23 protein-coding genes are annotated in these 26101 nt (G+C 72.0%); 13 read left to right on the top strand and 10 right to left on the bottom strand.

The features are described 5' to 3' along the window. Nucleotides 1–3072, bottom strand: a complete 3072-nt coding sequence (locus BC793_RS17295; RefSeq protein WP_109593578.1) for an ATP-binding protein — start codon at nucleotides 3070–3072, stop codon at nucleotides 1–3. A 12-nt stretch (nucleotides 3073–3084) separates the two neighbouring features. Next, nucleotides 3085–5985, bottom strand: coding sequence for a DUF4132 domain-containing protein (locus tag BC793_RS17290; RefSeq protein WP_109593577.1), 2901 nt, complete (start codon nucleotides 5983–5985; stop codon nucleotides 3085–3087). A 39-nt stretch (nucleotides 5986–6024) separates the two neighbouring features. Between BC793_RS17290 and BC793_RS17285 the strand changes: the two genes are divergently transcribed. Together BC793_RS17285 and BC793_RS51320 are read left to right on the top strand one after the other, a co-directional pair. Next, nucleotides 6025–6819, top strand: a complete 795-nt coding sequence (locus BC793_RS17285) for a carbon-nitrogen hydrolase family protein (RefSeq protein WP_239170090.1) — start codon at nucleotides 6025–6027, stop codon at nucleotides 6817–6819. Nucleotides 6820–6884: 65 nt separating this feature from the next. Then, nucleotides 6885–7952, top strand: coding sequence for a proprotein convertase P-domain-containing protein (locus BC793_RS51320; RefSeq protein ID WP_109593575.1), 1068 nt, complete (start codon nucleotides 6885–6887; stop codon nucleotides 7950–7952). 432 nt (nucleotides 7953–8384) lie between these two features. Here the strand turns inward: BC793_RS51320 and BC793_RS17275 are convergent, their stop codons facing one another. Then, a complete protein-coding gene (locus BC793_RS17275) occupies nucleotides 8385–8759 on the bottom strand; it encodes a DUF2203 domain-containing protein (RefSeq protein WP_109593574.1) in 375 nt (124 codons plus the stop codon). Nucleotides 8760–8840: 81 nt separating this feature from the next. Here BC793_RS17275 and BC793_RS17270 point away from each other — a divergent pair, with 81 nt between their 5' ends. The 9 genes from BC793_RS17270 to BC793_RS17230 all read left to right on the top strand — a co-directional run bounded on the left by BC793_RS17270 (nucleotide 8841) and on the right by BC793_RS17230 (nucleotide 15496). Next, nucleotides 8841–10394 (top strand): AAA family ATPase, encoded by a 1554-nt coding sequence (locus tag BC793_RS17270; RefSeq protein WP_109593573.1) that lies wholly within the window; start codon nucleotides 8841–8843, stop codon nucleotides 10392–10394. A 49-nt stretch (nucleotides 10395–10443) separates the two neighbouring features. Continuing rightward, nucleotides 10444–10878: a hypothetical protein gene (locus tag BC793_RS17265; RefSeq protein WP_239170100.1), complete on the top strand. Its 435-nt coding sequence runs from the start codon at nucleotides 10444–10446 to the stop codon at nucleotides 10876–10878. Continuing rightward, a complete protein-coding gene (locus BC793_RS17260) occupies nucleotides 10875–11093 on the top strand; it encodes a DUF2997 domain-containing protein (protein WP_109593571.1) in 219 nt (72 codons plus the stop codon). The genes BC793_RS17265 and BC793_RS17260 overlap by 4 nt, the downstream gene beginning before the upstream one ends. Then, nucleotides 11074–11784 (top strand): helix-hairpin-helix domain-containing protein, encoded by a 711-nt coding sequence (locus tag BC793_RS17255; protein ID WP_109593570.1) that lies wholly within the window; start codon nucleotides 11074–11076, stop codon nucleotides 11782–11784. The genes BC793_RS17260 and BC793_RS17255 overlap by 20 nt, the downstream gene beginning before the upstream one ends. After that, nucleotides 11762–12388: a 4Fe-4S single cluster domain-containing protein gene (locus BC793_RS17250; protein WP_109593569.1), complete on the top strand. Its 627-nt coding sequence runs from the start codon at nucleotides 11762–11764 to the stop codon at nucleotides 12386–12388. The genes BC793_RS17255 and BC793_RS17250 overlap by 23 nt, the downstream gene beginning before the upstream one ends. Nucleotides 12389–12443: 55 nt before the next feature. Then, nucleotides 12444–13289, top strand: coding sequence for a helix-turn-helix transcriptional regulator (locus BC793_RS17245; RefSeq protein WP_109593568.1), 846 nt, complete (start codon nucleotides 12444–12446; stop codon nucleotides 13287–13289). Between the two features lie 66 nt (nucleotides 13290–13355). Continuing rightward, nucleotides 13356–13922 (top strand): GNAT family N-acetyltransferase, encoded by a 567-nt coding sequence (locus BC793_RS17240; RefSeq protein ID WP_109593567.1) that lies wholly within the window; start codon nucleotides 13356–13358, stop codon nucleotides 13920–13922. A gap of 113 nt (nucleotides 13923–14035) precedes the next feature. Then, on the top strand, nucleotides 14036–14533 hold the full coding sequence (locus BC793_RS17235; RefSeq protein WP_146246320.1) for a hypothetical protein: 498 nt from the start codon (nucleotides 14036–14038) through the stop codon (nucleotides 14531–14533). A gap of 96 nt (nucleotides 14534–14629) precedes the next feature. Next, a complete protein-coding gene (locus tag BC793_RS17230) occupies nucleotides 14630–15496 on the top strand; it encodes an alpha/beta fold hydrolase (RefSeq protein WP_109593980.1) in 867 nt (288 codons plus the stop codon). A gap of 30 nt (nucleotides 15497–15526) precedes the next feature. On the opposite strand, the gene BC793_RS17225 is transcribed toward BC793_RS17230, so the two are convergent. Then, nucleotides 15527–16732, bottom strand: coding sequence for an MFS transporter (locus BC793_RS17225; RefSeq protein WP_203896272.1), 1206 nt, complete (start codon nucleotides 16730–16732; stop codon nucleotides 15527–15529). A 237-nt stretch (nucleotides 16733–16969) separates the two neighbouring features. Between BC793_RS17225 and BC793_RS17220 the strand changes: the two genes are divergently transcribed. Then, entirely contained in the window at nucleotides 16970–17293 is a 324-nt protein-coding gene (locus BC793_RS17220; RefSeq protein ID WP_109593564.1) for a DUF6232 family protein, read from the top strand. On the opposite strand, the gene BC793_RS17215 is transcribed toward BC793_RS17220, so the two are convergent. From BC793_RS17215 to BC793_RS17190, 6 genes are all read right to left on the bottom strand, one after another. After that, a complete protein-coding gene (locus tag BC793_RS17215) occupies nucleotides 17277–17873 on the bottom strand; it encodes a class I SAM-dependent methyltransferase (RefSeq protein WP_109593563.1) in 597 nt (198 codons plus the stop codon). The two genes, BC793_RS17220 and BC793_RS17215, sit on opposite strands and share 17 nt — an antisense overlap. Before the next feature lie 69 nt (nucleotides 17874–17942). Further along, entirely contained in the window at nucleotides 17943–18497 is a 555-nt protein-coding gene (locus BC793_RS17210) for a cysteine hydrolase family protein (RefSeq protein ID WP_109593978.1), read from the bottom strand. 10 nt (nucleotides 18498–18507) lie between these two features. Further along, nucleotides 18508–19242 (bottom strand): respiratory nitrate reductase subunit gamma, encoded by a 735-nt coding sequence (narI, locus tag BC793_RS17205; protein WP_109593976.1) that lies wholly within the window; start codon nucleotides 19240–19242, stop codon nucleotides 18508–18510. Continuing rightward, nucleotides 19239–19850 (bottom strand): nitrate reductase molybdenum cofactor assembly chaperone, encoded by a 612-nt coding sequence (gene narJ / locus BC793_RS17200; protein ID WP_239170091.1) that lies wholly within the window; start codon nucleotides 19848–19850, stop codon nucleotides 19239–19241. Before narJ ends, narI begins: the two co-directional genes overlap by 4 nt. Further along, a complete protein-coding gene (narH, locus tag BC793_RS17195; RefSeq protein ID WP_109593561.1) occupies nucleotides 19850–21352 on the bottom strand; it encodes a nitrate reductase subunit beta in 1503 nt (500 codons plus the stop codon). Before narH ends, narJ begins: the two co-directional genes overlap by 1 nt. Next, complete coding sequence (locus BC793_RS17190; RefSeq protein WP_109593560.1) at nucleotides 21352–24966, bottom strand: nitrate reductase subunit alpha; 3615 nt, start codon at nucleotides 24964–24966, stop codon at nucleotides 21352–21354. Before BC793_RS17190 ends, narH begins: the two co-directional genes overlap by 1 nt. Nucleotides 24967–25143: 177 nt before the next feature. On the opposite strand from BC793_RS17190, the gene BC793_RS17185 reads away from it, so the two are divergent. Further along, nucleotides 25144–26100, top strand: a complete 957-nt coding sequence (locus BC793_RS17185) for a LacI family DNA-binding transcriptional regulator (RefSeq protein WP_109593559.1) — start codon at nucleotides 25144–25146, stop codon at nucleotides 26098–26100. Nucleotide 26101 lies beyond the last annotated feature (1 nt).

Raw genomic sequence — 26101 nt, 5'->3', positions numbered from 1 at the left:
TCATCCGGCGAGGGTGGCCTCGGCCAGTCGGCGCCAGTCGGCCGCCGCGCCCTCCTCGGTCGCCTCGGCGAACCCCGGTTCGCCGAGGCGGCGGCGTGCGGTCTCCTCGATTCTCCCGGCTTCCGGATGGGAGCGGTCCGGCCGGCCGCGTACGGCCACAGCGGCCGCCAGCAGCCGGGCCGCCTGCGCGTGATCACCGTCGCGCAGTGCCAGGTCGGCGACTCCGACGAGCACCTGCGCGATCAACGTCGCATGTCCCGCCTCGACCGCCGACCGGTACGCCACCACCCGCTCGGCCCGCGCCCCGGCCGGATCCTCGGCGAGGTAGCCGAGCAGGTCGTGGGTGCCCGCGCGGATGTTCGGCCACTGCGCCTCGTCGCCGAGCAGCGCGGTCCCGGCGTCGACCTGCCGGTACGCCTCCGCCCGGTCCCCACTCCAGCGGGCCAGCTCCGCCTTGCCGAACGCCAGCACGGCCAGCGCTCCCGGCCAGGTGACCTGCTCGGCGAGCCGCTGCGCCTCGGCGAGGGCGGCCGCGCTGGTGTCCCGGTCGCCCATCAGCCAGTACAGCTGCGCCTGCCGGGCCCGCAGCCGGATCACGTCCTCGGTGGAGCCGACCTGGGTGACCACCTCGACGGCCTGCTCGTAGTGACCGCACGCTTCGGCGAACTCACCCTGCCCGGCGAGCCGCTCGGCCAGCTCACCGAGGGCGAACGAGATCCCGAACCGCTCCCCCAGCGCCCGGAACTCGGCCAGCGCGGTCTTCAGGTGCACGTCGGTGTCCGGCCCGTCGTGCCCCAGCACGATCCGCATCTTCCCCAGGTGCAGCCGGGCCAGGGCACGGGCCCACGGGTCGTCGTCGTGCAGCAGCGGCTCGAAGGCGGACAGGGCGACGCCCGGCTCCCGCAGCATCCGTTCCAGCGGCACCACGAACCCGATCAGCGGGTGCCCGCCGTCGACGCCACGACTGAACCGGTACGCCTGGCGGATCCACTCGGCGGCCTGGTGCTCGTCGCCCATGCCCGAGTTCACGTACATGCTCATCAGCGCGTACACGGTGGCGCGGATCCGGTCGGGTACCTCGCCGGGCATCGACAGGGCCGCGCGGAGCAACTCGCTGCCCTCGGTCTTGCGGCCGCTGAGCCACCAGTACCAGCCGGCGGCTGCCGCGAGACGCATCGCCGCCACCGTCTCCCCGGCGGCCAGCGCGCCCCGCATCGCCGCCCCGAGGTCGTCGTGGTCGGCCTCCAGCCGGGCCAGCCACTCCAGTTGGTCGGCGCGGCGCAGACGGGGTTCCGCGGTCTCGGCCAGCTCGGTGAAGTACGCCAGATGCGCCAGCCGGGCCGGCTCGGACTGCCCGGCCTCGGCGAGACGCTGCGCGGCGTACTCCCTGATGGTGCCGAGCATCCGGTAACGCGGCGCGTCGCCGCCCACGGTGACCAGCAGCGATTTCTCGGCGAGCGAGGTGAGCAGGTCGAGGTCGGCGCCGACCCGTTCGGCCGCCTCCAGGCTCGCGCCGCCGGCGAACACCGACAGCCGGCACAGGGCGGTCCGCTCGTCGTCGGTGAGCAGGTCCCAGCTCCAGTCGACGACGGCACGCAGCGTGCGGTGCCGGGGCAGGGCGGTGCGGCTGCCACCGGTGAGAAGACGGAACCGGTCGTCGAGGCGGTGCGCGAGCTGGTCGAGGGTCATCGTGCGCAGCCGGGCGGCGGCCAGTTCGATCGCCAGCGGCATGCCGTCCAGGGCCCGGCAGACCCGGGCCGGCGTCGCCGTGTCGTCGTCACCGGGCCGGCCGACGGCGGCCGCCCGGTCGCGCAGCAGCCGGACCGCCGACCCCATGTCGAGCGGTTCGACCTGCCACAGGGTCTCACCGGTGATGCCGAGCGGCTCGCGGCTCGTCGCCAGGATCCGCAGCCGGGCGCACTCGCCGAGCATCCGGTGCGCGAACGCCGCCGCCTGGTCGATCAGGTGCTCGCAGTTGTCCAGGATCAGCAGCATCTCGCGGTCGCGGACGGCGGCGACGATCCGGTCGGTCAGGTCGGCGTTCGGTGCGGCGCCGAGCAGTGCGTCGCGCAGACCCAGCCCGGCGATGGTCGCCTGCGCCACGTCGCCACCGGCGCCGAGCGGCGCCAGCTCCACCAGCCAGACGCCGTCGGCGACATCGTCGACGAGGGTACGCCCGGACTCGACGGCCAACCGGGTCTTCCCCGTTCCACCCGGCCCGATCAGCGTGATGAGCCGATGCCCGGTGACCAGCTCGCGGACCGCCGCGATGTCGGCGCTCTTGCCGACATAGCTGGTCAGCTCGGCCCGCAGATTGGTCCGGCGGGCCGGCGCCCGGCCGTCCCCGTCGCCGCGCAGCAGCGTGACGTGCAGGGCGGCCAGCTCCGGGGACGGGTCGACGCCGAGCGCGCCGGCCAGAGCCTCCCGGGTGCGCTGGTAGACCTGCAGCGCCTCGTTGCCGCGCCCGGCCGTCGCGAGAGCCCGCATCAGGGCGGCGGCCAGCCGTTCCCGCAGCGGATGCTCGGTGACCAGGCCGGTCAGTTCGGCGATGAGGGCGGCCTGGTCGCCGGCCGGGCAGAGGCGGATCTCGGCTTCGAACCGCTCCTCCAGGGCGGCCAGGCGCATCTCCTCCAGGCGGGCGACGGCCGCATGGTCGGGCGGATCCACATCCTGAAGGGCGGCGCCCCGCCACAGGTTGAGGGCCTCGCGCAGCAGCCGCACCCGCTCCGGGTCGTCGCCGGGACGCGCTCGGCCCGCGGTGAGCAGACGCTCGAACCGGACGGCGTCGACCGCGCCCGGCTCCACGGCCAGCCGGTAACCGTCGGCCAGGCCCTCGATCGTGCCGTCCGGCAGGGTCTTACGCAGCCGGGAGACCAGGCGGTGCAGCGCGTTCGTGGCGTCGGCGGGTGGAGCCGAACCCCAGATCCGGTCGACGAGCATCGCTTTCGAGACCACCCGGCCGGGCTCGAGAGCGAGCGCGGTCAGCAGCCCGCGCAGTCGGGCGCCGGGCACGTCGGCGAGGGTACCGCCGTCTGTCCGGACCTCGAACGGCCCCAATATCCCGATCTGCACGCGCCGATTTTGTCACGGGCCCGTCAGGTACCGGATGTCCCGGATCACCTCGGAGAACGCGATCGGGCCGAGATCGTCCAGACCGGTCACACCGTCGAACTGCTTCGGCAGATCCGGCTCCTGCCAGTGGTATCCGGGCGAGTACCCGATCTCCACAGTGTGCCCGCCCGGGAAGTCACGCAGCAGCGAGTGGTGGCCGTCGGAGAACTGCCAGCCCCGCGCGCTCAGCACGAACAGCCGGCGGCCCTGCACCGGCCGGCCGGTGAACGCCGGCACGTCGGCCTCGGACCGGCCGGTCAGCTCCCGGCCGACCTGCGGGAACGGCTGAATGATCGCGTAGTCGGCGAAGAGTGACGCCCACACGGCCCGGTCCCCGGCGAAGTGCCACGGATGCGCGACACCGACGGTGGCGCCCTCCGGCAGAGTCCACTGTTTGTCGTCGAGGTCGGCGAGCGTCCGGTCCTCGGCGATCCGGAAGACCGTGACCCCCGCGCGGCCGCCCTGAAAAGCCGCACCGGCATCGACAACCATGGTGTCGCCGTCGAACGCCGCCCACAGCAGCCGGTGTGTCAGCTGCCAGGCCAGTGGGTGCCCGATCAGGTGGCGGCGGAATTCCTCCGGGGTCCAGCGGCGCCCGGTGACCATGGCCGCCTCCATCGCCCGGACGCGGTCGGCGCCGACCGTCTTCGCCTCCTTCTTCATCTCGGCGAACCGCTTGTGGGCGGCCGTGGAGACGTCGTCGGTGGGCCGGGGCAGCCGCGTCAGCCGCCGCCCGGTCGCGTCGGCGATCCACGGCTGCAACTGCTCGTCGAAGCCGACGGTGAACCGGCGTGACCCGTAGTCCAGTGTGGTCCGCCCGTCGGCGTCGAGGCCGAAGTCCGGCAGGATCCGGTCGGCGAGCTGCTCGGGCCGGAGACCGCGGCCCTCGGCGGCGGCGGTCAGACGGACCGTGGCGGCCCGCCGGAACCCCGCGGTCCGTGCGGTACGGCTGAGCCGGTCGAGCTGGGTGAGAGCGGCGTCGGTGCCGATGGCGGCGAGCACGTCCATGCCGGCGCGCACCCGGCTGCTGACCGACGACCAGCCGGGCAGCAGGGCGATCAGGTCCCGGACGGTGGTGTCGTCACCGAACGCCGCCAGCGCGGTCATGGCGAGGGTGGTCTTCGGCGGACAGTCCGCGGCCCGCCACTGCTCGAAGATCTCCCACGCGAACGCCGCGAAGTCCCCGAGCTGCCGAACCTGGTCGATCTCGGGTTTCATCCGCCCGATCCGGGAGGCGGCCAGCAGTTGACACAGCCGGCGCACCGCCTCGGGAGCCAGCACCTCGCCGCCGTCGCGCAGCGTGACAGCCGGAAGCCGGGCCGGCACCAGCCACTCCGGCAGGCCGCCGGCCCGGGAGGCGGGCGCGAGCACGGCCGGGACCCGGCCCGCGGACGTGACCCCACCGGGGGACGGGACGGCACCGGCCACGGCGGTGCGAGCCGGAACGCCGATGCGGGCCCGGACCCGGGCGCGGTCGGTCTCGTCGAGGGCGGCCAGTGACGCCGGATATCGGAGCACATGGTCGCGCAACAGCTCCGAGACCGCCGGATCGGTGTCGCGGGCCGCGAGCACCCGAACGGCGCGATCCGGGGCACGTTTGGCCGCGGCCAGCAGCGCCTGCCGGAAGTATTTGCGCTCCACCCGGTCCAAAACCAGGCCGAACGCCTCCTCGGTCGGGATCGCGGCCAGGGCACCGACCGCCCGTTTCACGTCGTCGGCGCTGTCGAGGGGACGGTGCCGGGCGTTCGCGTCGAGGAGGGCGGCCCAGCCGCTGCCGAGCCCGGCACGCACCGGCTCCGCAAGGGCCGGGGCGAGCTCCGGCCGGTCGAGCACGATGGCACCGGCCAGGTCACGGGAAACCGCGTCGTCGCGTTCGGCGAGCACCCGCAGCGCCCGAGCCGGATAGCGTCTCATCGCACCGGACCTGAGCAGTTGCCCCGGCCGGGGTCGTTCCCCGTCGAGGGTGTGACGCAGCAGGATCCGCATGGCGTCGTCATCCGGCGTCGCCGCCATGATCCGGATCGCGGGCTCCCCGAGCCGCTCGCGGTTGTCCGACCCGTCGTCCAGCAACCGGAACAACCGCAGGTAGAAGGGCTCGGCAAGATACTCGACGGCGGACGGCCCGACCCCGTCGAGCACGGTGGCCACGGCGCCCAGGTCCCGGTAGCCGAGCATCGCGTCGGTGATCGCGTCGCGCAACAGCTCCAGATGCCCGGTGTGGCCCGCCGCGAGCACGAGCGCGCTCCGCAGATGGCGGTGATCAGCCCACTGCCACTCCTCCGGGCCCTCGTCCCAGCCGGCGGCGGCCGCGCAGTCCTCGTCGACCCAGTCGACCCGGGTCGGCATCAGATAGGAGGTGAGGATCCGCCCGGCCGGCCAGGTCCGGAACCCGGCGAGGATCGCGTCGACGTCATCGGGCGCCGCCGCGAGATGACGCCGCACCTGACGGGCCACCGCCCAGGCCCGCCCGAAGTCCTCGGAACGCCACAACCGCTCGAACCCACCATCGCGGGAACGCCAGAGCGCGCCCGAGTCGACCAATCGGAACGCCTCCCCGACGGCGCTGACGGCGAACGGCACCCCGAACCGGGCGACCCACGCGTCGACCAAGGGCTCCGCACCGGTGGTCAGGGCGATCACCGCGGCACCGACCGGAGTGTCGTCACCGACGGCGAGCAGCCCCCGGTCATACTCGATGAGGCGGCCCATGATCCGCTCCCGGCGGGTCCGGCCCCGGTCACCCGCCAGATGCTCCCGCAGTCGTTGCTCCGGGTCACTCTCGGCCGGCGGCGGCACCCGGCGGCCACCGCGTCGCGGATGGACGCCGTGCCACCAGTCGTCCGGGAACCCCCAGGCATCCTCGTCGATGAGCATGCCGACACCCTAGTCACGGGGTACGACAGAATGGCGCCCGTGCAGCTCTCGGTCGTGATCGCCCAGATCCCCGCGGTGTGGGACGTCGACACCAATCTGGCCGCCGTGCGCGAGGTCCTCGACAGCACCCACCCCGGCGATGTGGTGATCTTCCCGGAGGGCATGCTCTCCGGTTACGCCGAGGACCTCACACCCTTGCGGACGGTGGATCCGGACCGGTTGCGCGCCGCGGTGGCCGCCCTGTCCGCCGGCAACCGGGCGCAGGTCTTCCTCGGTTCCCTTCTCCCGACGGCGACCGGCTGGTGCAACGCCGCCGTCCTGCTCTCCCCCGGCCGCGAGCCCCGGATCTACCGCAAGATCAACCTGGCCGTGAACGAACGGGCCCACCTGGAGCCGGGCGATCACCTGCCCACGTTCGACGTCGACGGCCGGACCGCGGGCGTGCAGCTCTGCCGCGAGATCCGCTTCCCCGAGCAGTGGCAGCACCTGGCCGCCGAGGGAGCCGCGTTCTTCGCCTACCTGACCAACGCCGCGAACCCGCGCGAGCCGGCGGGCGTCTGGCGCAGTCACCTGATCAGCCGGGCCGCCGAGAACCAGCGGTTCGTCCTCGCCGCGAACATCCCCGACCCGTACCAGCACTGCCCGAGCATGATCGTCTCCCCGCGCGGAGAGGTCCTCGCCGAACTGCCGATGGACCGCCCGGGGATCCTGCGGCACACGATCGATCTGACGGAGTCCGGCAGCTGGTACCTCGACCAGCGCCGGCAGGACGTGGTCGGCCTGGCATACCACCGCGCCGATTACCCAGCTGGCATGCAACATTGGCATTCATAAATGTGATCCGGAGGCTCCGGGGCGCCGAGAATCTCAGAAACTCCCCGAAGAACCCGGAGACCCCCATGATCCGGAAACGCATGACACTCGCCGTCGCGGCCACGACAGCCCTGGCCGGCGGTCTGATCGCCGTGGTGACCACCGCCGGGCCGGCCCGGGCGGCGACGGTGTCCCAGCCGCTGCGCACGATGGTCGCCAACCTGCCGGTCGCCACCGAGGTCCGCACCGGCTACGACCGTGACCTGTTCAACCACTGGATCGACACCGACGGCGACGGCTGCAACACCCGCTACGAGGTCCTGATCACCGAGGCGACCACGGCCCCCGGCGTCGGCTCCGGATGCGCCCTCAGCGGCGGCCGCTGGCTTTCCTACTTCGACGGCGCCACCTGGACCGACCCTGCCGACCTGGACATCGACCACCTGGTGCCGCTGGCCGAGTCGTGGGACTCGGGTTCCCGCACCTGGACGTCGGCGCAGCGCGAGGCGTACGCCAACGATCTCGGCGACGCCCGCGCCCTGGCCGCGGTGACCGACAACGTCAATCAGTCGAAGGGCGACCGGGACCCGGCCGAGTGGATCCCGTCGGTGGCGGGCGTGCGCTGCCGCTACATCACCGAGTGGACGGCGGTGAAGACCCGCTGGGGCCTGACCGTCGACACGGCCGAGAAGAACGCCCTCACCACCTATGCCGCGGCCTGCACCAACAGCACGGTGACGGTGGAGACGGTGCTCGGCGGCGGCACCACACCCCCGACGACGTCGCCCACCCCTCCGGGCGGGACCTGCACCGGCACCAACGGCACGAACGTCACCATCCCCGACGCCGGCGCCGCCGTGACCAGCACGATCACCATCTCCGGCTGCTCCCGGGCCACCCCGTCCAGCACGTCGGCGATCTACGTCGACATCGTCCACCCGTTCCGCGGTGACGTATCGGTCTACCTCTACGCCCCGGACAACACCTACTACGTCCTCAAGGCCACGAACAGCACCGACAGCGCCGCCGACGTCAGGACCACGTTCACCGCGAACCTGTCCGCGGAGACCACGAACGGCGCCTGGCGCCTGAGCATCCGGGACGACTACTCCGGCGACACCGGCTACCTCGACACCTGGACCCTGACGGTCTGAAACACACCCATGCGGTACGGCCACTCGAAGCACCGCGCCTACCCCGCAAGCCAGGCGGCCCGTCCCGGCCGCCCCGCGACCGCCGGGCCGAATCCGTCCCTCACCGCCACAAACATCAGCGACCGCCCGCACAACACCGGCCCACCCCGGGCTGGCCCCCACCGCTGCCTCAAGCACTCCGAGACAACGCTGACAGCCAGCCGAACGTCCCCGGCTGGTCCCCACCGCTGTCTCAAGCGCCGCGAGACAACGCTGACAGCCAGCCGAACGTCCCCGGCTGGTCGTCACCGCTGTCTCGAAAGCCGTGAGACAGCGGTGGGGACCAGCCGGTTTGGTGGGCGGGGGCCGGGATGCACGAGCCGGCTGGTGGTTCTGGGCGCTGCGGTTCGGGCGGTGACCACCGCAGAACGGTGGCTTGGCGGGGCGGTGGGTCTACCGGGGTTCGGCCGGGAGGGGGCGGCGGCCGGCGAAGCCGAGGTCGGCCCGGTGATACCAGGTGATGTCCGGGTCACCTTCGAGCCAGCAGAGCAGGACCGGGACGTCGTCGAGAGTGGCCGGGAAGTCGACCAGCAGCGGGGCCACGCCCTTCAGGTCGGCGCCGGTCTCCTGGACCGTCGCCATCAGCTCGTTGAGGCGGGCCTCGGCGGCCTTGCGTTCCGGGAGGCCGCCGAGCGGGGTGGGTGCGCCGCCCGGTGTCAGGGCCGCGGAGAGTTCCACCAGGTCGGCCCGGATGGTGACGATCTCGTCGAGGACCGGCCGGAGGCGGGTCAACTCGGCGCGGGCTTCGGTCAGCGTGAACAACCCCATACCGCAGAGTCTGTCAAACGCGGTCGGGCGGGGTACGAGGAGCGTCCGGGTCACCTTGCGCCTCCCACTACCCTCAGCCCGATGGAGAGGTCGTTCCCGGAGACGCTGGCGCAACTGCTCAAGGCCCGCTTCCCCCTGCTCTACCTGGAGACGTACGAGGAGCAGCGGGCCCTGCACAAGATCGGCGCGGTGGCCGGGAACCCGGATCTCGTCCGGGTGCCGCGCCCGGTCTGGTCGTGGACGAGGACCGCCGGCCTGGTCCAGCCCGGTGGGGAGGTCCGCGCCGGCACCGAGCGGGCCACTGACGCGCTGCGGGCGGTGCAGCGGATCGACGAGCCGGCCGTCCTCGTCTTCCGTGACCTGCACCCGAACTTCCCGGACGCCGAGACGGTCCGGCTGTTGCGCGACGTCGCCGAGGCGTTCCGCACCGGTCGCCATCCGCGCACGCTGATTCTGATGTCGCCGGTGCTGGAGTTGCCGCCGGAGCTGACCAAGGACGTCACGATCGTGGATTTCCCGCTGCCGGGTGCGGCCGAGCGGCGTGCCCTGCTGGACGCGATGATCCGGTCGAACACGGCGAACGGGCGGCTGCGGGTCGATCTCGACGAGGCCGGCCGGGAGCGGTTCGCCACGGCGGCGGCCGGGCTGACCATGCAGGAGGCGGAGAACGCGTACGCGCGGGCCATGGTGAGCGGCCCGGTCCTGGACGACGGCGCGCTGGACGTCATCCACGACGAGAAGCGGCAGACCGTACGCAAGTCGGGTCTTCTGGAATTCGTCTCCGCGCAGATCCCCCTGGACGAGGTCGGTGGCCTGGAGAAGCTGAAATACTGGCTGCTCAAACGCAACGGATCCTGGCTGGCCGACGCCGCCGACTACGGGCTGCCGGCGCCGCGCGGCGTGCTGATCACCGGGGTTCCGGGCTGTGGCAAGTCGCTGACCGCGAAGGCGATGGCCGCCGCCTGGAGTCTGCCGCTGCTGCGGTTCGACATCGGCCGGGTCTTCGCCGGGCTGGTCGGGTCCAGCGAGCACAACATGCGCACCGCGCTGCGGACCGCCGAGGCCCTGGCGCCGTGCGTGCTGTGGATCGACGAGATCGAGAAGGGTTTCGCCGGGTCGGCGGCCGGCGATTCCGGCACCGGCGCGCGGGTGTTCGGCACGTTCCTCACCTGGTTGCAGGAGAAGCGGCTGCCGGTGTTCGTGACCGCGACCGCCAACGACTACCACGGGCTGCCGTCCGAGTTGCTCCGCAAGGGACGGTTCGACGAGACGTTCTTCGTCGATCTGCCGACCCGCTCCGAACGGGCCGCGGTCTGGCGGGTGCATCTGCGGCGGGCGCTGTCCCATCCGCGCGCCGCCGGGGATCTGCTGTTCGCCGAGGATCTGCTGGCCGAGTTGTCCGGGCTCACCGACGGGTACTCCGGCGCCGAGATCGAGCAGGCGGTGACGGCCGCGCTGTTCGACGCGTTCTCCGAGCGGCGGCCGGTGCGCCGCGACGATCTGGTCCGCGCGGTGATGAGTATCGTCCCGCTCAGTGTCACGCAGGCCGAGCGGATCGGCGCGCTGCGGGAGTGGGCGCGTAACCGTGCGGTCTCGGCGACCGGCAACGACGACTGGGATCTCACCGAACGATAGGGTGTGACCCACCCACACACGGGGACGGGGGTTCACGGTGAGTGTGACGATGCTTCTGGTGCCGCTGGCGATGGCCGGTGCCGCCGCGTTCAAGGCCGCCGCCGACCGGCGTGCCGACGGTGTCTGCCGGGTCGCCACCCGCATGCGCGACGCCGGCATGCTCGGCGACGCGCTGCGCGACACCGGCGCCGACGTCCGTCTTGCGGACGACAGCGTGACGGCCCGCTGGACGGACGGTGTCACGGCCACCTTCGCCCGCGAGGCCGACGGCCTCTGGTCAGCCCATTTCAGTGGTACGGGTGAGACCGGCGCGGTCGAGAAGGTGTCGTCGGTGGACGCCGCGTATGGACGGCAGGTGCAGCGGGCGGTGCTGGAGCGCCTGCGCGGTCAGGCGCCGGCGGCCGGGTTGCGGCTGGAGTCGGAGTCGGTCGGTGAGGACGCCTCGGTGCGGCTGGTGTTCGAGGTGGAGCGGGAGCGGGCATGAGTGAGCGGCCGCGCATCGAGGTGACCGTCCATCCCGACGGCACCGTCACCGCCGAGACGCTGGACATCGTCGGGGACCGCTGCCTCGACTGGATCGCCGTGCTGGAGGACCTGGTCGACGGCCGGGTCGAGGACAGCGCCTATACGACGGACTACACGCGTGAGCAGCAGACCGCGTGGCAACAGCAGGTGAACCGTGACGTGGACCCCGCCTGAGCCCGTCCCGTACCGTCCGGGACTCGCCTGGAAGCTGGGCCACAGCGCGTGGCTGCTCGCGCCGTTCCTGACGTTCGGCTGCGGCAGTGTGGGCGGGTTCCTCTACGTCGGTCTGCGGGCGCGCCGGCCGGCCTGGTGGATCGCGGGCATCGTCTACAGCGTGGCGGCGATGGCGTTGCTCTTCATCAGCGACAGCCTGCCGAAGGACTCGGATCTCGCGTCACTGACCGCGCTGCTCTGGGTGCTGACGTGGGTGGTGTCGGTGGGTCACGCGGTCGCCATCAATTCGTCGTGGCTGCGGTGGCTGGTGCGGCAGCGGCGGGGTAGTGCCTACCCGCAGGAGCCGCAGCCGTGGAAGGCGCCACCGCCGACGCCTCCGCTGCCGGCGCCGGTTCAGCAGGCGCTCCAGGTGCCGCCTCCGGCCGTACCGCTGCTGCTCGACGTCAATGCCGCGGGCCTGGACGAGCTCGCCGCCCTGCCGTCGATCGGGCCGGAACGGGCCGCCCGGGCCGTAGCGGCCCGCAGGGAGCGCAACGGCTTCGCCACCGTCGCCGAGTTCGCGGCCGCCGCCGAGCTGGCACCGCATCAGTTCACGGCCGTCCGGGACCGCCTGACCTGCCGGCCGCCGGCGCCCGAGCCCGAGCGGCTGTCCGAACGGGAGCATCCGTATGGCCGCATCGTCGACATCTGAGCCGACGGTCCGGGTGGCCCGGTTCCTCGACCGGACCGTGGCCGAGGGGCCGGGCGTTCGCACCGCGGTCTGGGTGCAGGGCTGCTCGATCCGCTGTCCCGGCTGTTTCAACCCGCACCTGTTCACCACCCGCGGCGGCACGCCGGTCGGCGCGGACGAGCTGGTCGCCCGGATCGTCGCGGCCGGCACGGACGGCGTCACCCTGCTCGGCGGCGAACCCTTCGACCAGGCGGCGGGCCTCGCCGTGGTCGCCTCCGGTGTGCGCCGGGCGGGTCTCACGGTCATGACCTTCAGTGGGTACGGGTACGCCGATCTCCTCGACCGGGCGGGCGCCGGCGACCGTCCCGTGGCCGCCCTGCTGGAGGCCACGGATCTGCTGGTCGCCGGCCCGTTCCGTCAGGATCTGCTGGATCACGCCCGTCCGTGGGCGGGCTCCACGAACCAGGAGTTCGTGCACCTCACCGACCGTCTGCGTGACGTGAGCGCACCGGACCGGCTCGAGGTGACGGTGACCTCGTCCGGTGACGTGGCCCTCAACGGCTGGGCCGATCCGGAGACGCTGGACGCCCTGCTGGACGGTCTTCCGGTCCGCCGGGCCCGCTGATCGGTGGTACCGGCAGTACCAGGCTGTCGGGGCCGGGCCCGGGGATACTCGACGGGTGAGTGGATCGCGGGAACTGGGCAGGGCACTACGGGGCTGGCGTGACCGCACGACACCGCAGGCGGCGGGCGTCCCCGCCGGCGGGGTGCGGCGGGCCGCCGGGCTGCGGCGCGAGGAACTGGCTCAACTGGCCGGGCTGTCGGTCGACTACGTGGTGCGGCTGGAGCAGGGCCGGGCGACGTCGCCGTCCGTGCAGGTGCTGTCGGCGCTGGCCCGGGCCCTGCGGCTGTCCACCGCCGAGCGGGAGCACCTGTTCGTTCTCGCCGGCCAGACGGCGCCCGGCGCGGGCCGGATCCCGGTCGATCTCCCGCCCGGGGTGCGCCGCCTGATGGACCAGCTCGACGGTGTCGCGCTCACCGTCTGTGACGCGGCGTGGAACATGATCGAGTGGAACCCGCTGGCCGCGGCCCTGATCGGTGATCTGTCGATGTTCCGCGGGCGGGAGCGCAACGTCGCGTGGCGGGAGTTCACCGGCATGCCGAGCCGGATCCGGTGCAGCCCCGAGCACAACGCGCTGTTCCGGGCGACGCTGGTCACCGATCTGCGGGCGGCGACCGCCCGGTATCCCGCCGATCCCGGGCTCCGGGACCTGGTGGCCGGCCTGCGGTCGGCGAGTCCCGAGTTCGTGCGGCTCTGGGACAGCGGTGTCGTCGGTGTCCACGAGTCGAACAGCAAGACGGTGCACCATCCCGAGGTGGGCATGTTCGTGGTCGACTGTGATGTGCTGACCGCGCCGGGCAGCGACGTGAAGATGGTCGCCTACTCGGCGCCGGTCGGCAGCGACGCCGCCGACCGGCTCAAGTTGCTCACCGTGATCGGCACCCAGAGCCTGACCCCGTCCTGACCGCTGCCCGCAACCGCCGTGGCTATTTCCTTTGACGGCTCCACCCGGCGGCCGGAGGATCAGCGGATGTCCGACTTCTCGATCAAGCCGGTGCTCACCGGCGACCAGGTGATCCTCCGGCCGTTCGTCGACGAGGACGTCCCGGTGTTCCTGGAGGCGATCGCCGACCCCGAGGTGGCCCGGTTGACCGGCAGCCCGCCGGGGGACGCGCCCGACGAGGACCGGACCCGGGCCTGGTACGGCAGCCGCAACAGCCGGGACGACCGCCTGGATCTGGCCGTCGTCGACCGGGCGAGCGGCGCGTGCGTCGGCGAGGTGGTCCTCAACGAGTGGGACCCGTACAACCGCAGCTGCAACTTCCGGACGCTGTTCGTGGCGGCCGGCCGCAACCGGGGGCTCGGCACCGAAGCGGTACGCCTGATCGTCGGCTACGGCTTCGAGCGGCTGGCCCTGCACCGGATCTCGCTCGAGGTGTACGCGCACAACCCCCGCGCCCGCCGCGTCTACGAGAAGGTCGGCTTCGTCGCCGAGGGCGTGCTGCGGCAGGCGCTGCGGGCCGGCGACGACTGGATCGACGCCACGGTCATGTCGATCCTCGCTCCCGAGTGGCCCGCGCCAGCACGGCCTGAATGAGCGGCAGCCGTCCGGGCCCGTTCGCGCTCGAACTCGGCGGCCCACTCCGGCCGGTATACCACCATCCGAATCGGGTCGCGCCGCATGTCGTCCGCCCTTCCTAGACTGCGGGCGTGCAGATCGATCGACGAATACGTGCCGCAGTCATCGCCACCGTGGCCATCATCGTCCTCGCCGCGGCGATTGTCAGTGGCGCGCGATGGCTGACCGCCGGTGAGCCGGTCACCGTCACCGCGCCACCCGGGGCCACCGAGACGCTGCCGGAAGGCGCCTACGAACCGGTCGTCGACCTCCGCTTCAGCGAGCTGCACCAGGACCTCGGCAGCGATCGGGGCCGGGCCGACGTGCGCACCTACGCCATGCCGCCCGGCACGACGTGGGAGCAGGTGCAGTCGGCGGTGGCCGCCCAGCTCAGCGGCTGGGACCAGGCCGGCGACTGCCTCGACAACGGCCGCCGACGGCTCTGGTGCACGTGGACGGAGCCGGTGGAATGGTGGCCCCGTCAAGTCCGCATCGTGTTCCTCCGCCCGCCGTCGGAGCCCGACCCCGAGCAGCCGTGGCCGGACAACACGTTCCTGGTGATCGGATCCGGTCCCGGCGGGAACGTCTGACGCCCGCTCACCCGATCTCCCCGAGGGCGCCGTATCGAACATGGCCTGCCCGTGGAGGCCGGCGATCCCGTCCGGGAACGGGGTAGCGTGGTGCCGATGTTCGACGGATTTCAGCTGGAACACGTCACCGTCGGCGACGTGACGCTGCGGGTCAGGCACGGGGGCGCGGGTAGCCCGGTGGTGCTGCTGCACGGTCATCCCCGCACCCACACCACCTGGCACGACGTCGCTCCCCGCCTGGCCACGCACCATTTCGTGGTGACACCCGACCTTCGAGGGTACGGGCAGTCGACGCTCCCACCGGACCAGCCCGACCACGCCCAGTCGAGCAAACGGGCCATGGCCTTGGACGTGGTCCGCCTGATGTCCCACCTGGGTCACGACCGGTTCGCGGTCGTCGGCCACGACCGCGGTTCAGTGGCCGCGTTCCGTACCGCGATGGACCACCCGGAGCGGGTGTCGCATCTGGTGGTGATGGACGGCCTGCCCGCGGTCGAACATCTCGAGCGCACCGACGCCACGTTCGCGCTGGCCTGGTGGCACTGGTGGTTCCTGGGCCAGACCGACAAGCCCGCCGAGCGGGTGATCAACGCCGATCCGGACGCGTGGTACCGCCTGGCGTCCCCCGCCGAGATGGGCGAGGGCAATCACGAGGACGTGCGGGCGGCGCTGCGCGATCCCGCCGTGGTGCACGGCATGTGCGAGGACTACCGGGCCAACCTGCGCATCGACCGCCGCCACGACGAGGAGGACCGCGCGGCGGGCCGCCGGGTCCAGTGCCCCACGATGCTGCTGGAGTCGGCCGACGACGACCTGGACATCCACGGCGACCCGGCATCCATCTGGGCTCCCTGGCTCACCGTCCCGCTGCGCCACGTCGTGATCAGGAGCGGTCATCACCAGGCCGAGGAGGCGCCCATCCCGGTCGCCACCGCCATCCGGGAGTTCCTGGCCGCCGCCTGACCCTCACCGGCCGCGCACCGGGGCCGCGGCTCAGGCGGTCACCCGGCGGCGGCTGACGGAGAGGACGTCGAGCAGGAGGGCGGCCAGGGCGACGACCCCGAGGAGGGCCAGGCCGAGGGCGTACGACTGGAACCGCCCGTAGATGGCGCCCATCACCAGCGGCGGAATGAACCCGCCGAGGCCGCCCGCCGCGCCGACGATCCCGGTGACCGCGCCGACCTGGTCGCCGGGGGCGGTCTGCGCCACGAGGGCGAAGGTGGCGCCGCTGGCGGTGCCGAGGGCGGCGGCCATGGCGAGGAAGGCGATCGTGCCGACCGGGGCCAGGCCCGGGGTGAAGGACTGTGCGACGGCGCCGAGGACGACGACGCCGAGAGCGACGGCCAGGACGCGGCCGGCGGCGTACCGGTCGGAGAGCCAGCCGCCGACGGGGCGCATGACCACGGCCAGCAGCACGAATCCGGCCATCCGGTTGGCGGCGTCGGCCTGGGTGAGGCCGTAGGCGGTCTTCAGGTAGGCGGGCAGGTAGACGGAGAAGGCGACGTATCCGCCGAAGGCGACGGCGTACAGCGCGGACGCGTGCCATGTGATCCGCAGGCGGAGGACGGCGGCGAGCCGCCGCGCGAGCGGTGCGGTGGGCACGGAACGGCCGGGCGCGTCCCGGAGGACGAGCCAGGAGAGGGCGGCGTACGCGGCCAGCACCCCCGCGGTGATCAGGAACGGGGTGGCGGTCCCGCCGGCGTCGACGAGCTTGACGGTGGTCAGGGCGCTGATCGCGGTGCCGCCCATGCCGACGCCGAAGACGCCGACGGCGAGTCCGCGCCGCTCCGGCGGGAACCAGGCGTTGACGAACGGGACACCGACCGCGAACGCGGTGCCGCCGATGCCGAGGAAGAATCCGCCGACCAGCAGTGCGGTGAGGGCGTCGTGGCCGAACAGGCCGAGGTAGAGGACCGGCACGATGGTGGTGAGTGAGATCAGCGGGAACATGACGCGGCCGCCGTAGCGGTCGGTGAGGGCGCCGACCGGGATCCGGCCGACCGAGCCGACGACGACCGGCACGGCGACGAGCAGCGCCTGCTGGAACGGTGTCAGGTGCAGAGCGGTCTGGAACCTGGTGGCGAGCGGACTGAGCAGGGCCCATGCCCAGAAGTTGACCGCGAAGCCGAGGGTTGCCAGGGCGAGCATCAGTCCGGCCCGGCCTCCGGTGCGGGCGGTCGGGGTCTGCGGTGTGCTCATGTTCCACTCCATCGTCCGGTGGTGGCCCGGTCTGCGGGTCGTCACCAGCCTCGCCGCCGTCCCGCCCACGCCGACAGGGACGTTGGACCCCTTCCCGCATGGCCCCCGTCCCGCGTCGCGATGGCATCGAGTTCGGGGGAACGGCGCGGCGGGGGTGGGGTGGGGCGTCTGACGGATTGAGGTGCGTCGACACCCGTGGGACATTGACCTCGGGAAGCGTTCCGAGAGGAGTCCTGGTTGAGGAGGGTCTACTACCGCAGCTACGACGCCGAGGTCACCAGTGAGGCGTTCATCCGGGAGACCGGCGGGACGCCGGAGACGTATGCGATCGCCGACATCGGGGACGTCACCGTCGAGGTCGTCGAGCGCAACTGGTGGGAGCCGTGGCGTACCAAGCAGGTCTGGGTGCTGCAGGCCCGCTACCAGGGACGTACGGTCACCCTCTACGAGAGCCGGGAACCACGCGTCTTCAACATGGTGACCCGTGCTCTGCGCAGGGCCCTGGACGAGCGACCCCGGCCGCCGCAGGCCGGGGGCACCCCGTTCAGGCCGTGGGGCTGAGGACGGCGACGAGGAAGTCGGCGCCGGGGGTGCGTGGCCGCAGGTCCCAGGTGTCGAGCAGCAGGTCGGGCGTGAGGTCGGCCGCGGCGGCGTCGGCGAGGAAGGCGTCGAACTCGTAACCGCGGCCCGACCCGAACCCGACCACGGCCCGGCCGCCGTCGGCGAGGTGTGCCCGGAACCGGCACAGGATCTCGCCGCGGGTGGAGGGCCCGGCGAACGCCATCACGTTGCCCGCGCAGACGATCACGTCGAACCGGGCCGGCAGGTCCAGGACGCTGAGATCGCCGACCTGCCATGTCGCCCCGGGATGCTGGGACCGGGCCTCGGCGATCAGCTCGGGGTCGAGGTCGACCCCGGTGACCTCGTGGCCGGCCGCGGCGAGATGGCCGCCGACCCGCCCGGTGCCGCAGCCGGCGTCCAGGATCCGGGCGCCGCGCGGCACCATGGCGTCGATCATGCGGGCCTCGCCGGCCAGGTCCTCGCCGCGGGCGGCCATCTGACGGAACCGGTCGATATACCACCGGGAGTGGTTCGGGTCGGCGGCGATCTTCTGTAGCCAGAGGTTGTCGGTGGTGCTCATGGTGCGGTGGTTACCTCTTCCGTCCAGCCGGGTGCGGCGACATGCATCCCGATCATGCCCTCACGGTGGTCACGCGGTGAACTCGACCTTCCCGGTTTCGACGGTGCCGGCGGTGCGCCCGGGAGCGCTCTGGAACTGCCAGTAGAGGTTGGTGTGGGCGATGACCTGCTCGGGGGCGGGTGCACCATGGGCCGACAGATCCTCCGTGGTGTGCGCGTCGGAGACGAGTGTGACGTCGTAGCCCCGGACGAACCCGCCGTGCAGGGTGGAGCGGATGCAGGCGTCACTCTGCGCACCGGTGACGATCAGCCGGCCGACGCCGCGCTCGGCGAGCAGCGCCTCCAGGCCGGTGGCCTCGAAGGAGTCACCGTAGTTCTTGTGGACCAGTGGCTCGTCGTCGCGGCGGCTGAGCTCCGGAACATACTGCCAGGAGTCGCTGTCGCGGGCGAGGCCGTCGTCGGAGTGCTGCACCCAGATGACCGGGACGTCCTCGGAGCGGGCCTTGTCGACCAGGGTGTTGATGTTGGCGATCACGTCGTCGCGGCGGGGCGCGCCGGCCACCACACCGACCTGGACGTCGATGACGAGCAGGGCGGTGCGGGGCCGATCGGTCAGAGTCGTCATGGTTCCCACCCTAGGACGAGGGTGTGACAACTTTCCGGGCCGCCGCCGGAGCCGGCTGCGGCTGCGGTGCGGGTGTGCGACGGCGGCGGTAGACGACGTACGGGCGCCACAGGTAGGCCAGCGGTGCCGACCACACGTGCACGAGCCGGGTGAACGGCCAGAGCGCCAGGAACAGGAATCCACCGATCGCGTGCAGCCGGAAGACCAGCGGGGCGCCGCTCATCAGGGACGGGTCGGGCTGCAACCAGAAGATGCCACGGAACCAGACGGCGATGGTCTCCCGGTAGTCGTAGCCCTCGCCGAGCAGGTTGACGGCCACGGTGCCGCTCATGCCGAGCGCGACCATGACCGTCAGTGCGGCGTACAGGATGCGGTCCATGGTCGTGGTGACCCGCCGGATCCGGCCGCTGATGAAACGGCGGGCGATCAGCAGCGCCAGGCCGACCACCAGCATGATTCCGGTGATCGTGCCGCCGGTGACCGACACCAGGTGGTAGGTGTGCCCGGAGATGCCGAGCAACGCCGTCCAGGAGGCGGGGATCAGCAGGCCCATCGCGTGCCCGCCGATCACCCCGAAGGCGCCCAGGTGGAACAGTGGCGAGCCGAGCCGCAGCAGCCGGTTCTCCAGCAGCTGACTGGTGTGGGTGGTCCAGCCGAACTGGTCGTGCCGCCACCGCCACACGTGCCCGGCCACGAAGACCACCAGGCAGGTGTAGGGCAGCACGATCCAGACCAGGGTGCTCATCGGCACACCTCCGGGTAGGGGGCGAGGTCGGGCCCGAGGCCCACCTCGGCGAGGCCGACGGTCTCGACGGGTGGCCCGTCGACGGCCAGGGACGTCAGCGCGGTGAGATCTTCTTCGGTCAGTCGCGGCAGGGCGGCACAGACGACATCGAGGATCAGCGCGTACGGCGTACGAGCGTCGTGCAATGCCGCCCGCAGCAGTTCGATGCCCTGCCGGTGCTGGCGCAGCGGGGCCTCCCCGTCGCCGGGCCCGGCCGTGGCGGCGAACTCCAGCACGATCGGCAGCAGGTCGGGCAGTTCCCCGTCGGCCACGCGCAGCCCGTGCACCCGGTACCGCTGCTGGAGCATGAGCAGCGCCATCCCCCGCCGGCGGGTGTCGCCGTGCAGGTAGTAGGTGAGGTAGAGCCCGGACCGGCGGCGCAGGTCGAACGTCTCGACGTAGTGCCGCTGCACCTCGGTCAGGGTGCCGGTGAGCAGCCACTCGACGAACCGCTCGAACTCGCCGACACCGGCCGCGGCCGCGCGCAACTCGCCGCCGGCCGCCCGCAGTTCCTCGTCGGGGTAGGTGAGCAGCAGCGACGCCAGCTGGAAGAGGCGGGAGCGGTCCATCATCGGCTCCGTCCGGTGGTGATGGTGACCGGGACCGCGCCGCTGCCGCCCATGCCGGGCCCGCCCTCGCCGTCGAGGGAGCAGCCGCCGAGTCCGTCGAGCGCCGCGGCCTGGGCCCGGTGCGCGGCGGGGATGACGTAGCGCTCGTCGTACTTGGCGATCGCCAGCAGCCGGTACATGGCCTCGACCTGCTCGCCGGTCATGCCGATGCCGTCGAGCAACTCCTGCGCGACGGTGCCGTCCAGGGTGCGGGCCCGCATGTAGGCGCGCATCGCGGCCAGTTTCATCAGCACGCCACCGGCCGCCGCGGTGTCGCCGGCGGTGAACAGCGACGCCAGGTATTCGACGGGGATCCGCAGGTCGTCGATGGTGTGGAAGATGTCGTCGGCGTTCGTGTCGTCACGGCCGGCGGCGCCCGCGGCGTCCAGGACCGGCGACAGGGGCGGCACGTACCAGACCATCGGCAGGGTCCGGTACTCCGGGTGCAACGGCAGCGCGATCCGGTACTCGCTGATCAGTCTCCACACCGGGGACGCCTGCGCGGCCTCGATCCACTCCTGCGGGTGGCCGGCGTCGCGGGCGGCCCGCTGCACGGTCTCGTCGAAGGGGTCCAGGAAGACGGCGCGCTGGGCGTCCAGCAGGTCCTCGTCCCCGACCGATGCCGCGGCGAGGACGGCGTCCTCGTCGTACCAGAGAATGCCCAGGTAGCGGAGGCGGCCGACGCACGTCTCGCTGCAGATCGTGGGTTGCCCGGCCTCGATCCGCGGGAAGCAGAGGGTGCACTTCTCGGCCTTGCCGGTGGCGTGGTTGACGTAGACCTTCTTGTACGGGCACGCCGACACGCACATCCGCCAGCCGCGGCAGCGGTCCTGGTCGACCAGGACGATGCCGTCCTCCTCGCGTTTGTACATGGCGCCGGACGGGCAGGCCGAGACGCACGCCGGGTTGAGGCAGTGTTCGCAGATCCGCGGCAGGTGGAACATGAAGGTCTTCTCGAACTCGAATGTGACCTTCTCGGTCAGGTTCTTCAGGTTCGGGTCCTGGTCGAAGGTGTCGCCGCCGAGGGAGTCCTCCCAGTTGGCGCCCCAGGTGATGGCCATCGGCTCGCCGGTGAGCGCCGAGTAGGGCTGCTTGACCGGGGTGTCCTTCAGCCCGGCCGGTGCGTTGACCAGGATGTCCTTGTCGAAGGTGGCCGGCTCGTAGTAGTCGTCGATGCTCGGCAGGTCGGGGTTGGCGAAGATCCGGCTCAGGCGCTTGACCCGGCCGCCGCCGCGCAGCACCAGCCGGCCCTTGCCGTCGAGCTTCCAGCCGCCCTTCCAGCGGTCCTGGTCCTCGTAGTGTTTCGGGTAGCCGATGCCCGGCTTCGTCTCGACGTTGTTGAACCAGACGTACTCGGTGCCCTCGCGGTTGGTCCACGTCTGCTTGCAGGTGACCGAGCAGGTGTGGCAGCCGATGCACTTGTCCAGGTTCATCACCATGGCGACCTGCGCTCGAATGCGCATCAGTACTCCACCTCCTGGGTGCGGCGGCGGATCACGGTGATCTCGTCGCGCTGGCTGCCGATCGGGCCGTAGTAGTTGAAGGCATAGGTGAGCTGGGCGTGCCCGCCGGCCAGGTGGGTCGGCTTGATCAGCAGCCGGGTCATCGAGTTGTGGTAGCCGCCCCGCCTGCCGGACTTCTCGGCCTTGGGGACGTTCACCGTGCGCTCCGGCGAGTGGTACTGGAAGACGGTGCCCTCGGGCATCCGGTGGGAGACCACGGCACGGGCCACGACGACGCCGTTGCGGTTGTGGGCCTCGATCCACTCGTTGTCGCGGACCCCGATCTTCGCGGCGTCCGGGACGCTCATCCAGATCACCGGACCGCCCCGGGACAGGGCCAGCATCAGCTCGTTGTCGTGGTACATCGAGTGGATCGACCACTTGGCGTGCGGGGTCAGGAACCGTACCGTCACTCCCCCGTCGACCGCGTCGCCGGGCCGGCCGAAGTGCCGGGCCATGTTGAGCGGCGGCCGGAAGGCCGGCAGCTGCTCGCCGAGTTCGGCCACCCAGTCGTGTTCGACGAAGAAGTGCTGGCGGCCGGTGACGGTGTGCCACGGCTTGAGGCGCTCGACGTTGATCGTGAACGGCGAGTAGCGGCGGCCGCCCTTCTCCGAGCCGGACCACTCCGGGCTGGTGAAGACGGGCTGCGGCGCCTCCTGGGTCTGCTGGAAGGTGACCCGGTCGGTCTCGTGTCCCTCGATCAGGTCGGTGAACCGCCGGCCGGTGCGTTTCTCCAGTTCCTCGAAGCCGGCTCGCGCGACCCGCCCATTCGTGGTCCCGGAGAAGCTGAGAATCGCCTCGCACATCCGGTCGGCGGTGGCCAGCGACGGCCGGCCGTCGATCACCCCGTTCTGGTGCTTCAGGTAGGCGACCTCGGCCTTCACGTCGACGGTGATCGCCTTCGTGGTGGTGCCGAGCTTCTCCATGAGCGGGCCGACCGTACGCATCTTCCTGCCGATCAGGGTGTAGTCCCGCTCGATCTCGATCAGTTTCGGCATGGTCCTGCCGGGCACCGGCTCGCACTCGCCGAACTTCCAGTCACGCACCCGTCCGCCGGGCATGGCCAGTTCGTCCGGGGTGTCGTGCTGCAGGGGCGCGGCCAGCACGTCGGTACGGGTGCCCAGGTGGACGACCGCCAGTTCGCTGACCTTGTCGGCCAGGGCCAGGAACGTGTCGTAGTCGGTGTGCGCGTCACCGGGCGGCGGGACCGCGGGGCTGAACGCGTGCACGAACGGGTGCATGTCGGTGGTCGAGATGTCGTGCTTCTCGTACCAGGTGGCGGCGGGCAGGACCAGGTCGGAGTGCAGACCGGTGTTGGTCATCCGGAAGTCCATGGTGGTGAGCAGGTCGAGCTTGCCGACCGGCGCCTCGTCGCGCCAGGTCACGTCGCGGGGGCGCTCGCCGGCGCCGCATTCGGTGGCGGTCGCAGTGCCCTCGACACCGAGCAGGTGCCGCATGAAGTACTCGTTGCCCTTGCCCGAGGAGCCGAGCAGGTTGGCCCGCCACAGGGTCAGGCAGCGCGGGAAGTTGGCCGGGTCGTCCGGATCCTCGGCCACCGGTGTCAACGAGCCGTCCCTGAGCGACTCGACGACGTACTGCTGCACCGGTTTACCGGCCTCGGCAGCCTCGGCCGCCAGGTCGAGCGGGTTGCGGTTGAAAAACGGGTGGCCCGGGCTCCAGCCCATCCGCTGCGCGGCCGCGACCGTGTCGGCGAACGCCATTCCCTTGAACCGGCCACTGCCCAGCGGGGACGCCAGTTCGTCGGCCGGGACACGCTCGTAGCGCCACTGGTCGGTGTGCAGGTACCAGAACGGTGTCGACGCCTGGTGGCGCATCGGCCGCTGCCAGTCGAAGGCGAAGCTCATGTGCTGCTGGCCGGTGATCGGGCGGGCCTTCTCCTGGCCGACATAGTGCGCCCAGCCGCCGCCGTTCACACCCTGGCAGCCGGTCAGCGTGACCAGGGAGATGAACGCGCGGTAGGTCATGTCGGAGTGGAACCACTGGTTCGCGCCGGCACCCAGGACGATCATCGAGCGGCCGTTGCTGCGTTCGGCGTTACGGGCGAACTCGCGGCCGATCCGGGCCGCCAGCTTGGCGTCGACGCCGGTGATCCTCTCCTGCCAGGCGGGGGTGTTCGGGGAGTCCGCGTCGTCGTAGCCGGCCGGCCAGTCACCGGGGAGATCGCCGCGGCGGACGCCGTACTGGGCCATGACCAGGTCGAAGACGGTGGTGACCAGGTGCTCGCCGACCCGGCGGACCGGGACGCCGCGGCGGATCGTGGTGCCGCCCTCGGTGTCGCCGATGTCGAACCGTGCCATCTCGATCTCGATGGCCTCGTCGCTGTCGATACCCAGTGCGGGAACGACGTCGCCGAGGTCGAGGTTCCACTGCCCCGGCTCGGAGTAGCGGTATCCGAGGGAGCCGTGGGGGACTCGCAGGTCCCCGGCCTGATCGATGAGCACGGTCTTGTGCTCACCGTCCTCGTGGCCGAGGTCGGCGGCGGTGAGGAAGCGGTCCGCTTTGCCGTCCACGATCGTCACCAGGAACGGCAGGTCCGTATATCGACGAACATAGTCGGTGAAGTACGGGACCTCGCGGTCGCGGAAGAACTCGGTCAGGATCACGTGGCCCATCGCCATCGCCAGCGCGCCGTCGGTGCCCGGGTGCGGGGCCAGCCAGTCGTCGGCGAACTTCACGTTGTCCGCGTAGTCCGGGCTCACCGCGACGACCTTGGTGCCCTTGTACCGGGCCTCGGTGAGGAAGTGCGCGTCCGGCGTACGCGTCACCGGGATGTTGGACCCCCACATCATCAGGTAGGTCGAGTTCCACCAGTCGCCCGCCTCCGGCACGTCGGTCTGGTCACCCCAGATCTGCGGCGACGCGATCGGCAGGTCCGCGTACCAGTCGTAGAAACTCAGCAGGGTGCCGCCGAGCAGCGCGTGATAGCGGGTGCCGGCCGCGAACGACGCCATCGACATCGCCGGGATCGGCGAGAAACCGACGACCCGGTCCGGGCCGTACGCCTTCACGGTGTAGACGTGCGCCGCCGCCATCAGCTCGATCGCCTCGTCCCAGGAGGCCCGCACGAACCCGCCACGCCCACGCTGAGCCTTGTAGGCCCGCGCCTTCAACGGCGTCTCGACGATCTCCGCCCACGCGGCGACCGGGTCACCGAGACGCTGCCGCGCCTCACGGAACATCTCGGCCAGAACACCACGGAGGTACGGGTGACGCACGCGCGACGGCGAGTATTCGTACCAGGAGAAGCTCGCACCGCGGGGACAGCCCCGCGGCTCGTAGTCGGGTGTGTCCGGCCCGGTCGTCGGATAGTCGGTGGCCTGGTGCTCCCAGGTGATCAGCCCGTCCTTGACGAACACGTTCCACGAGCAGGAGCCGGTGCAGTTGACGCCGTGGGTCGACCGGACGACCTTGTCGTAGCGCCAGCGGTCCCGGTAGAACGCGTCCCATTCACTGTCGTCGACCCGGTGCAGGGTGCGCCCGTGGTCACCGACCGTCTCGCGGGTGAGGAAGCGGCGTGCGCCCAGGAGAGGGGCGGTTCCGGGGTCCAGGGACACGGTGGTTTCCTTCGCCGGTGGACGATCGGCCGGGCGGCTGCCCGGCGCTCCTCAAATCTGTCCGAAGACGTGCCGGGCCGCCTGAGCCGCGGTCCCCCTCTGCCCGGGACCAAAGTCCCGCCTCCGGCCCCCTCGGGCGTGATTGCCGGGCATCCACGGATCCTGCATATTTGCCGCATGAGCAGCAGTCCGGTACTCGCTGAGGTGGCCAGGCTCGCCGGAGTGTCCGCCGCGACCGCGTCCCGTGTGCTGTCCGGGCGCGGGCCGGCCTCCGCGGACAGCCGGGCCGCCGTCCTCCGGGCCGCCGCCGACCTCGGCTACGTGCCGCATCCGGTGGCCAGCCGCCTGGCCCGCGGCACCGGGACCCGGCTCCTCTTCGCGGTCCGGGACCGCCGCACCGACATCCTCTCCGACCCGTTCGTCACCCGGGCGGCCACCGCGATGGCCGCCGCCACCGACCCGGACGGGCTGGGCGTCTGCCTGCGCCGCCTGCCCCTGGACGCGGCCGCCGAGCTGGACCGGATCGCCGCCGACCGCAGTGTCGCCGCCGTGGTGCTGGCCGGTCACGACGGCGACCTGCTCGACCATCTGCCCACCGGCCTGCGCGGCCGTTTCGCCGCGATCGGCGCCGGCGGGCTGGACGTGGACAGCACGGCCGGCATCGGCGCCCTGTTGCGGCATCTGCACACCACCGGCCGGCGACGGATCGCGCTGATCGGGGGCCCGCCGTGGCTCGCCGCCGCCCGCGCCCCGCTGCACACCTACACCGGGCTGATGCGGGAGGCCGGCCTGCCGATCCGGGTGGTTCCGGGCGACTTCACCACCGCCCGGGGCCGTACCGCCGCCCGAACCGTCCTGCGCCGCTGGCCGGACACCGACGCCATCGCCACGGTCAGCGACGCCACCGCACTCGGTGTCCTCCAGACCCTGGCCGAGACCGGTGTGCGGGTCCCCCACGACGTGGCCGTCACCGGCTTCGACGACGTCCCGTTCGCGGCCTGCGCCGTCCCCGCCCTGTCCACTGCCACCCACCCGGTCGAACTGATCGCCGCTGCCGCCGCGCAAGCCGCCCTGGGCGCCGCACCCCGCGACCGCCTGTTCCCGAGCCGGCCGGTCCTGCGGGCCACCGCCTGAC

Origin of the sequence: Actinoplanes xinjiangensis (assembly GCF_003148685.1) — a bacterium.
Taxonomy (GTDB): Bacteria; Actinomycetota; Actinomycetes; order Mycobacteriales; family Micromonosporaceae; genus Actinoplanes; species Actinoplanes xinjiangensis.
This window is presented reverse-complemented; position numbering and strand designations above follow the sequence as displayed.

Excerpts from the sequence above, each read along its gene's own strand:
- BC793_RS17290 (WP_109593577.1), bottom strand. The coding sequence starts at position 5,985 with ATGCTCATCGACGAGGATGCCTGGGGGTTCCCGGACGACTGGTGGCAC.
- BC793_RS51320 (WP_109593575.1), top strand. The coding sequence starts at position 6,885 with ATGATCCGGAAACGCATGACACTCGCCGTCGCGGCCACGACAGCCCTG.
- BC793_RS17275 (WP_109593574.1), bottom strand. The coding sequence starts at position 8,759 with ATGGGGTTGTTCACGCTGACCGAAGCCCGCGCCGAGTTGACCCGCCTC.
- BC793_RS17270 (WP_109593573.1), top strand. The coding sequence starts at position 8,841 with ATGGAGAGGTCGTTCCCGGAGACGCTGGCGCAACTGCTCAAGGCCCGC.
- BC793_RS17265 (WP_239170100.1), top strand. The coding sequence starts at position 10,444 with ATGCTTCTGGTGCCGCTGGCGATGGCCGGTGCCGCCGCGTTCAAGGCC.
- BC793_RS17260 (WP_109593571.1), top strand. The coding sequence starts at position 10,875 with ATGAGTGAGCGGCCGCGCATCGAGGTGACCGTCCATCCCGACGGCACC.
- BC793_RS17250 (WP_109593569.1), top strand. The coding sequence starts at position 11,762 with ATGGCCGCATCGTCGACATCTGAGCCGACGGTCCGGGTGGCCCGGTTC.
- BC793_RS17240 (WP_109593567.1), top strand. The coding sequence starts at position 13,356 with ATGTCCGACTTCTCGATCAAGCCGGTGCTCACCGGCGACCAGGTGATC.
- BC793_RS17230 (WP_109593980.1), top strand. The coding sequence starts at position 14,630 with ATGTTCGACGGATTTCAGCTGGAACACGTCACCGTCGGCGACGTGACG.
- BC793_RS17225 (WP_203896272.1), bottom strand. The coding sequence starts at position 16,732 with ATGAGCACACCGCAGACCCCGACCGCCCGCACCGGAGGCCGGGCCGGA.
- BC793_RS17215 (WP_109593563.1), bottom strand. The coding sequence starts at position 17,873 with ATGAGCACCACCGACAACCTCTGGCTACAGAAGATCGCCGCCGACCCG.
- BC793_RS17210 (WP_109593978.1), bottom strand. The coding sequence starts at position 18,497 with ATGACGACTCTGACCGATCGGCCCCGCACCGCCCTGCTCGTCATCGAC.
- narI (WP_109593976.1), bottom strand. The coding sequence starts at position 19,242 with ATGAGCACCCTGGTCTGGATCGTGCTGCCCTACACCTGCCTGGTGGTC.
- narJ (WP_239170091.1), bottom strand. The coding sequence starts at position 19,850 with ATGGACCGCTCCCGCCTCTTCCAGCTGGCGTCGCTGCTGCTCACCTAC.
- narH (WP_109593561.1), bottom strand. The coding sequence starts at position 21,352 with ATGCGCATTCGAGCGCAGGTCGCCATGGTGATGAACCTGGACAAGTGC.
- BC793_RS17185 (WP_109593559.1), top strand. The coding sequence starts at position 25,144 with ATGAGCAGCAGTCCGGTACTCGCTGAGGTGGCCAGGCTCGCCGGAGTG.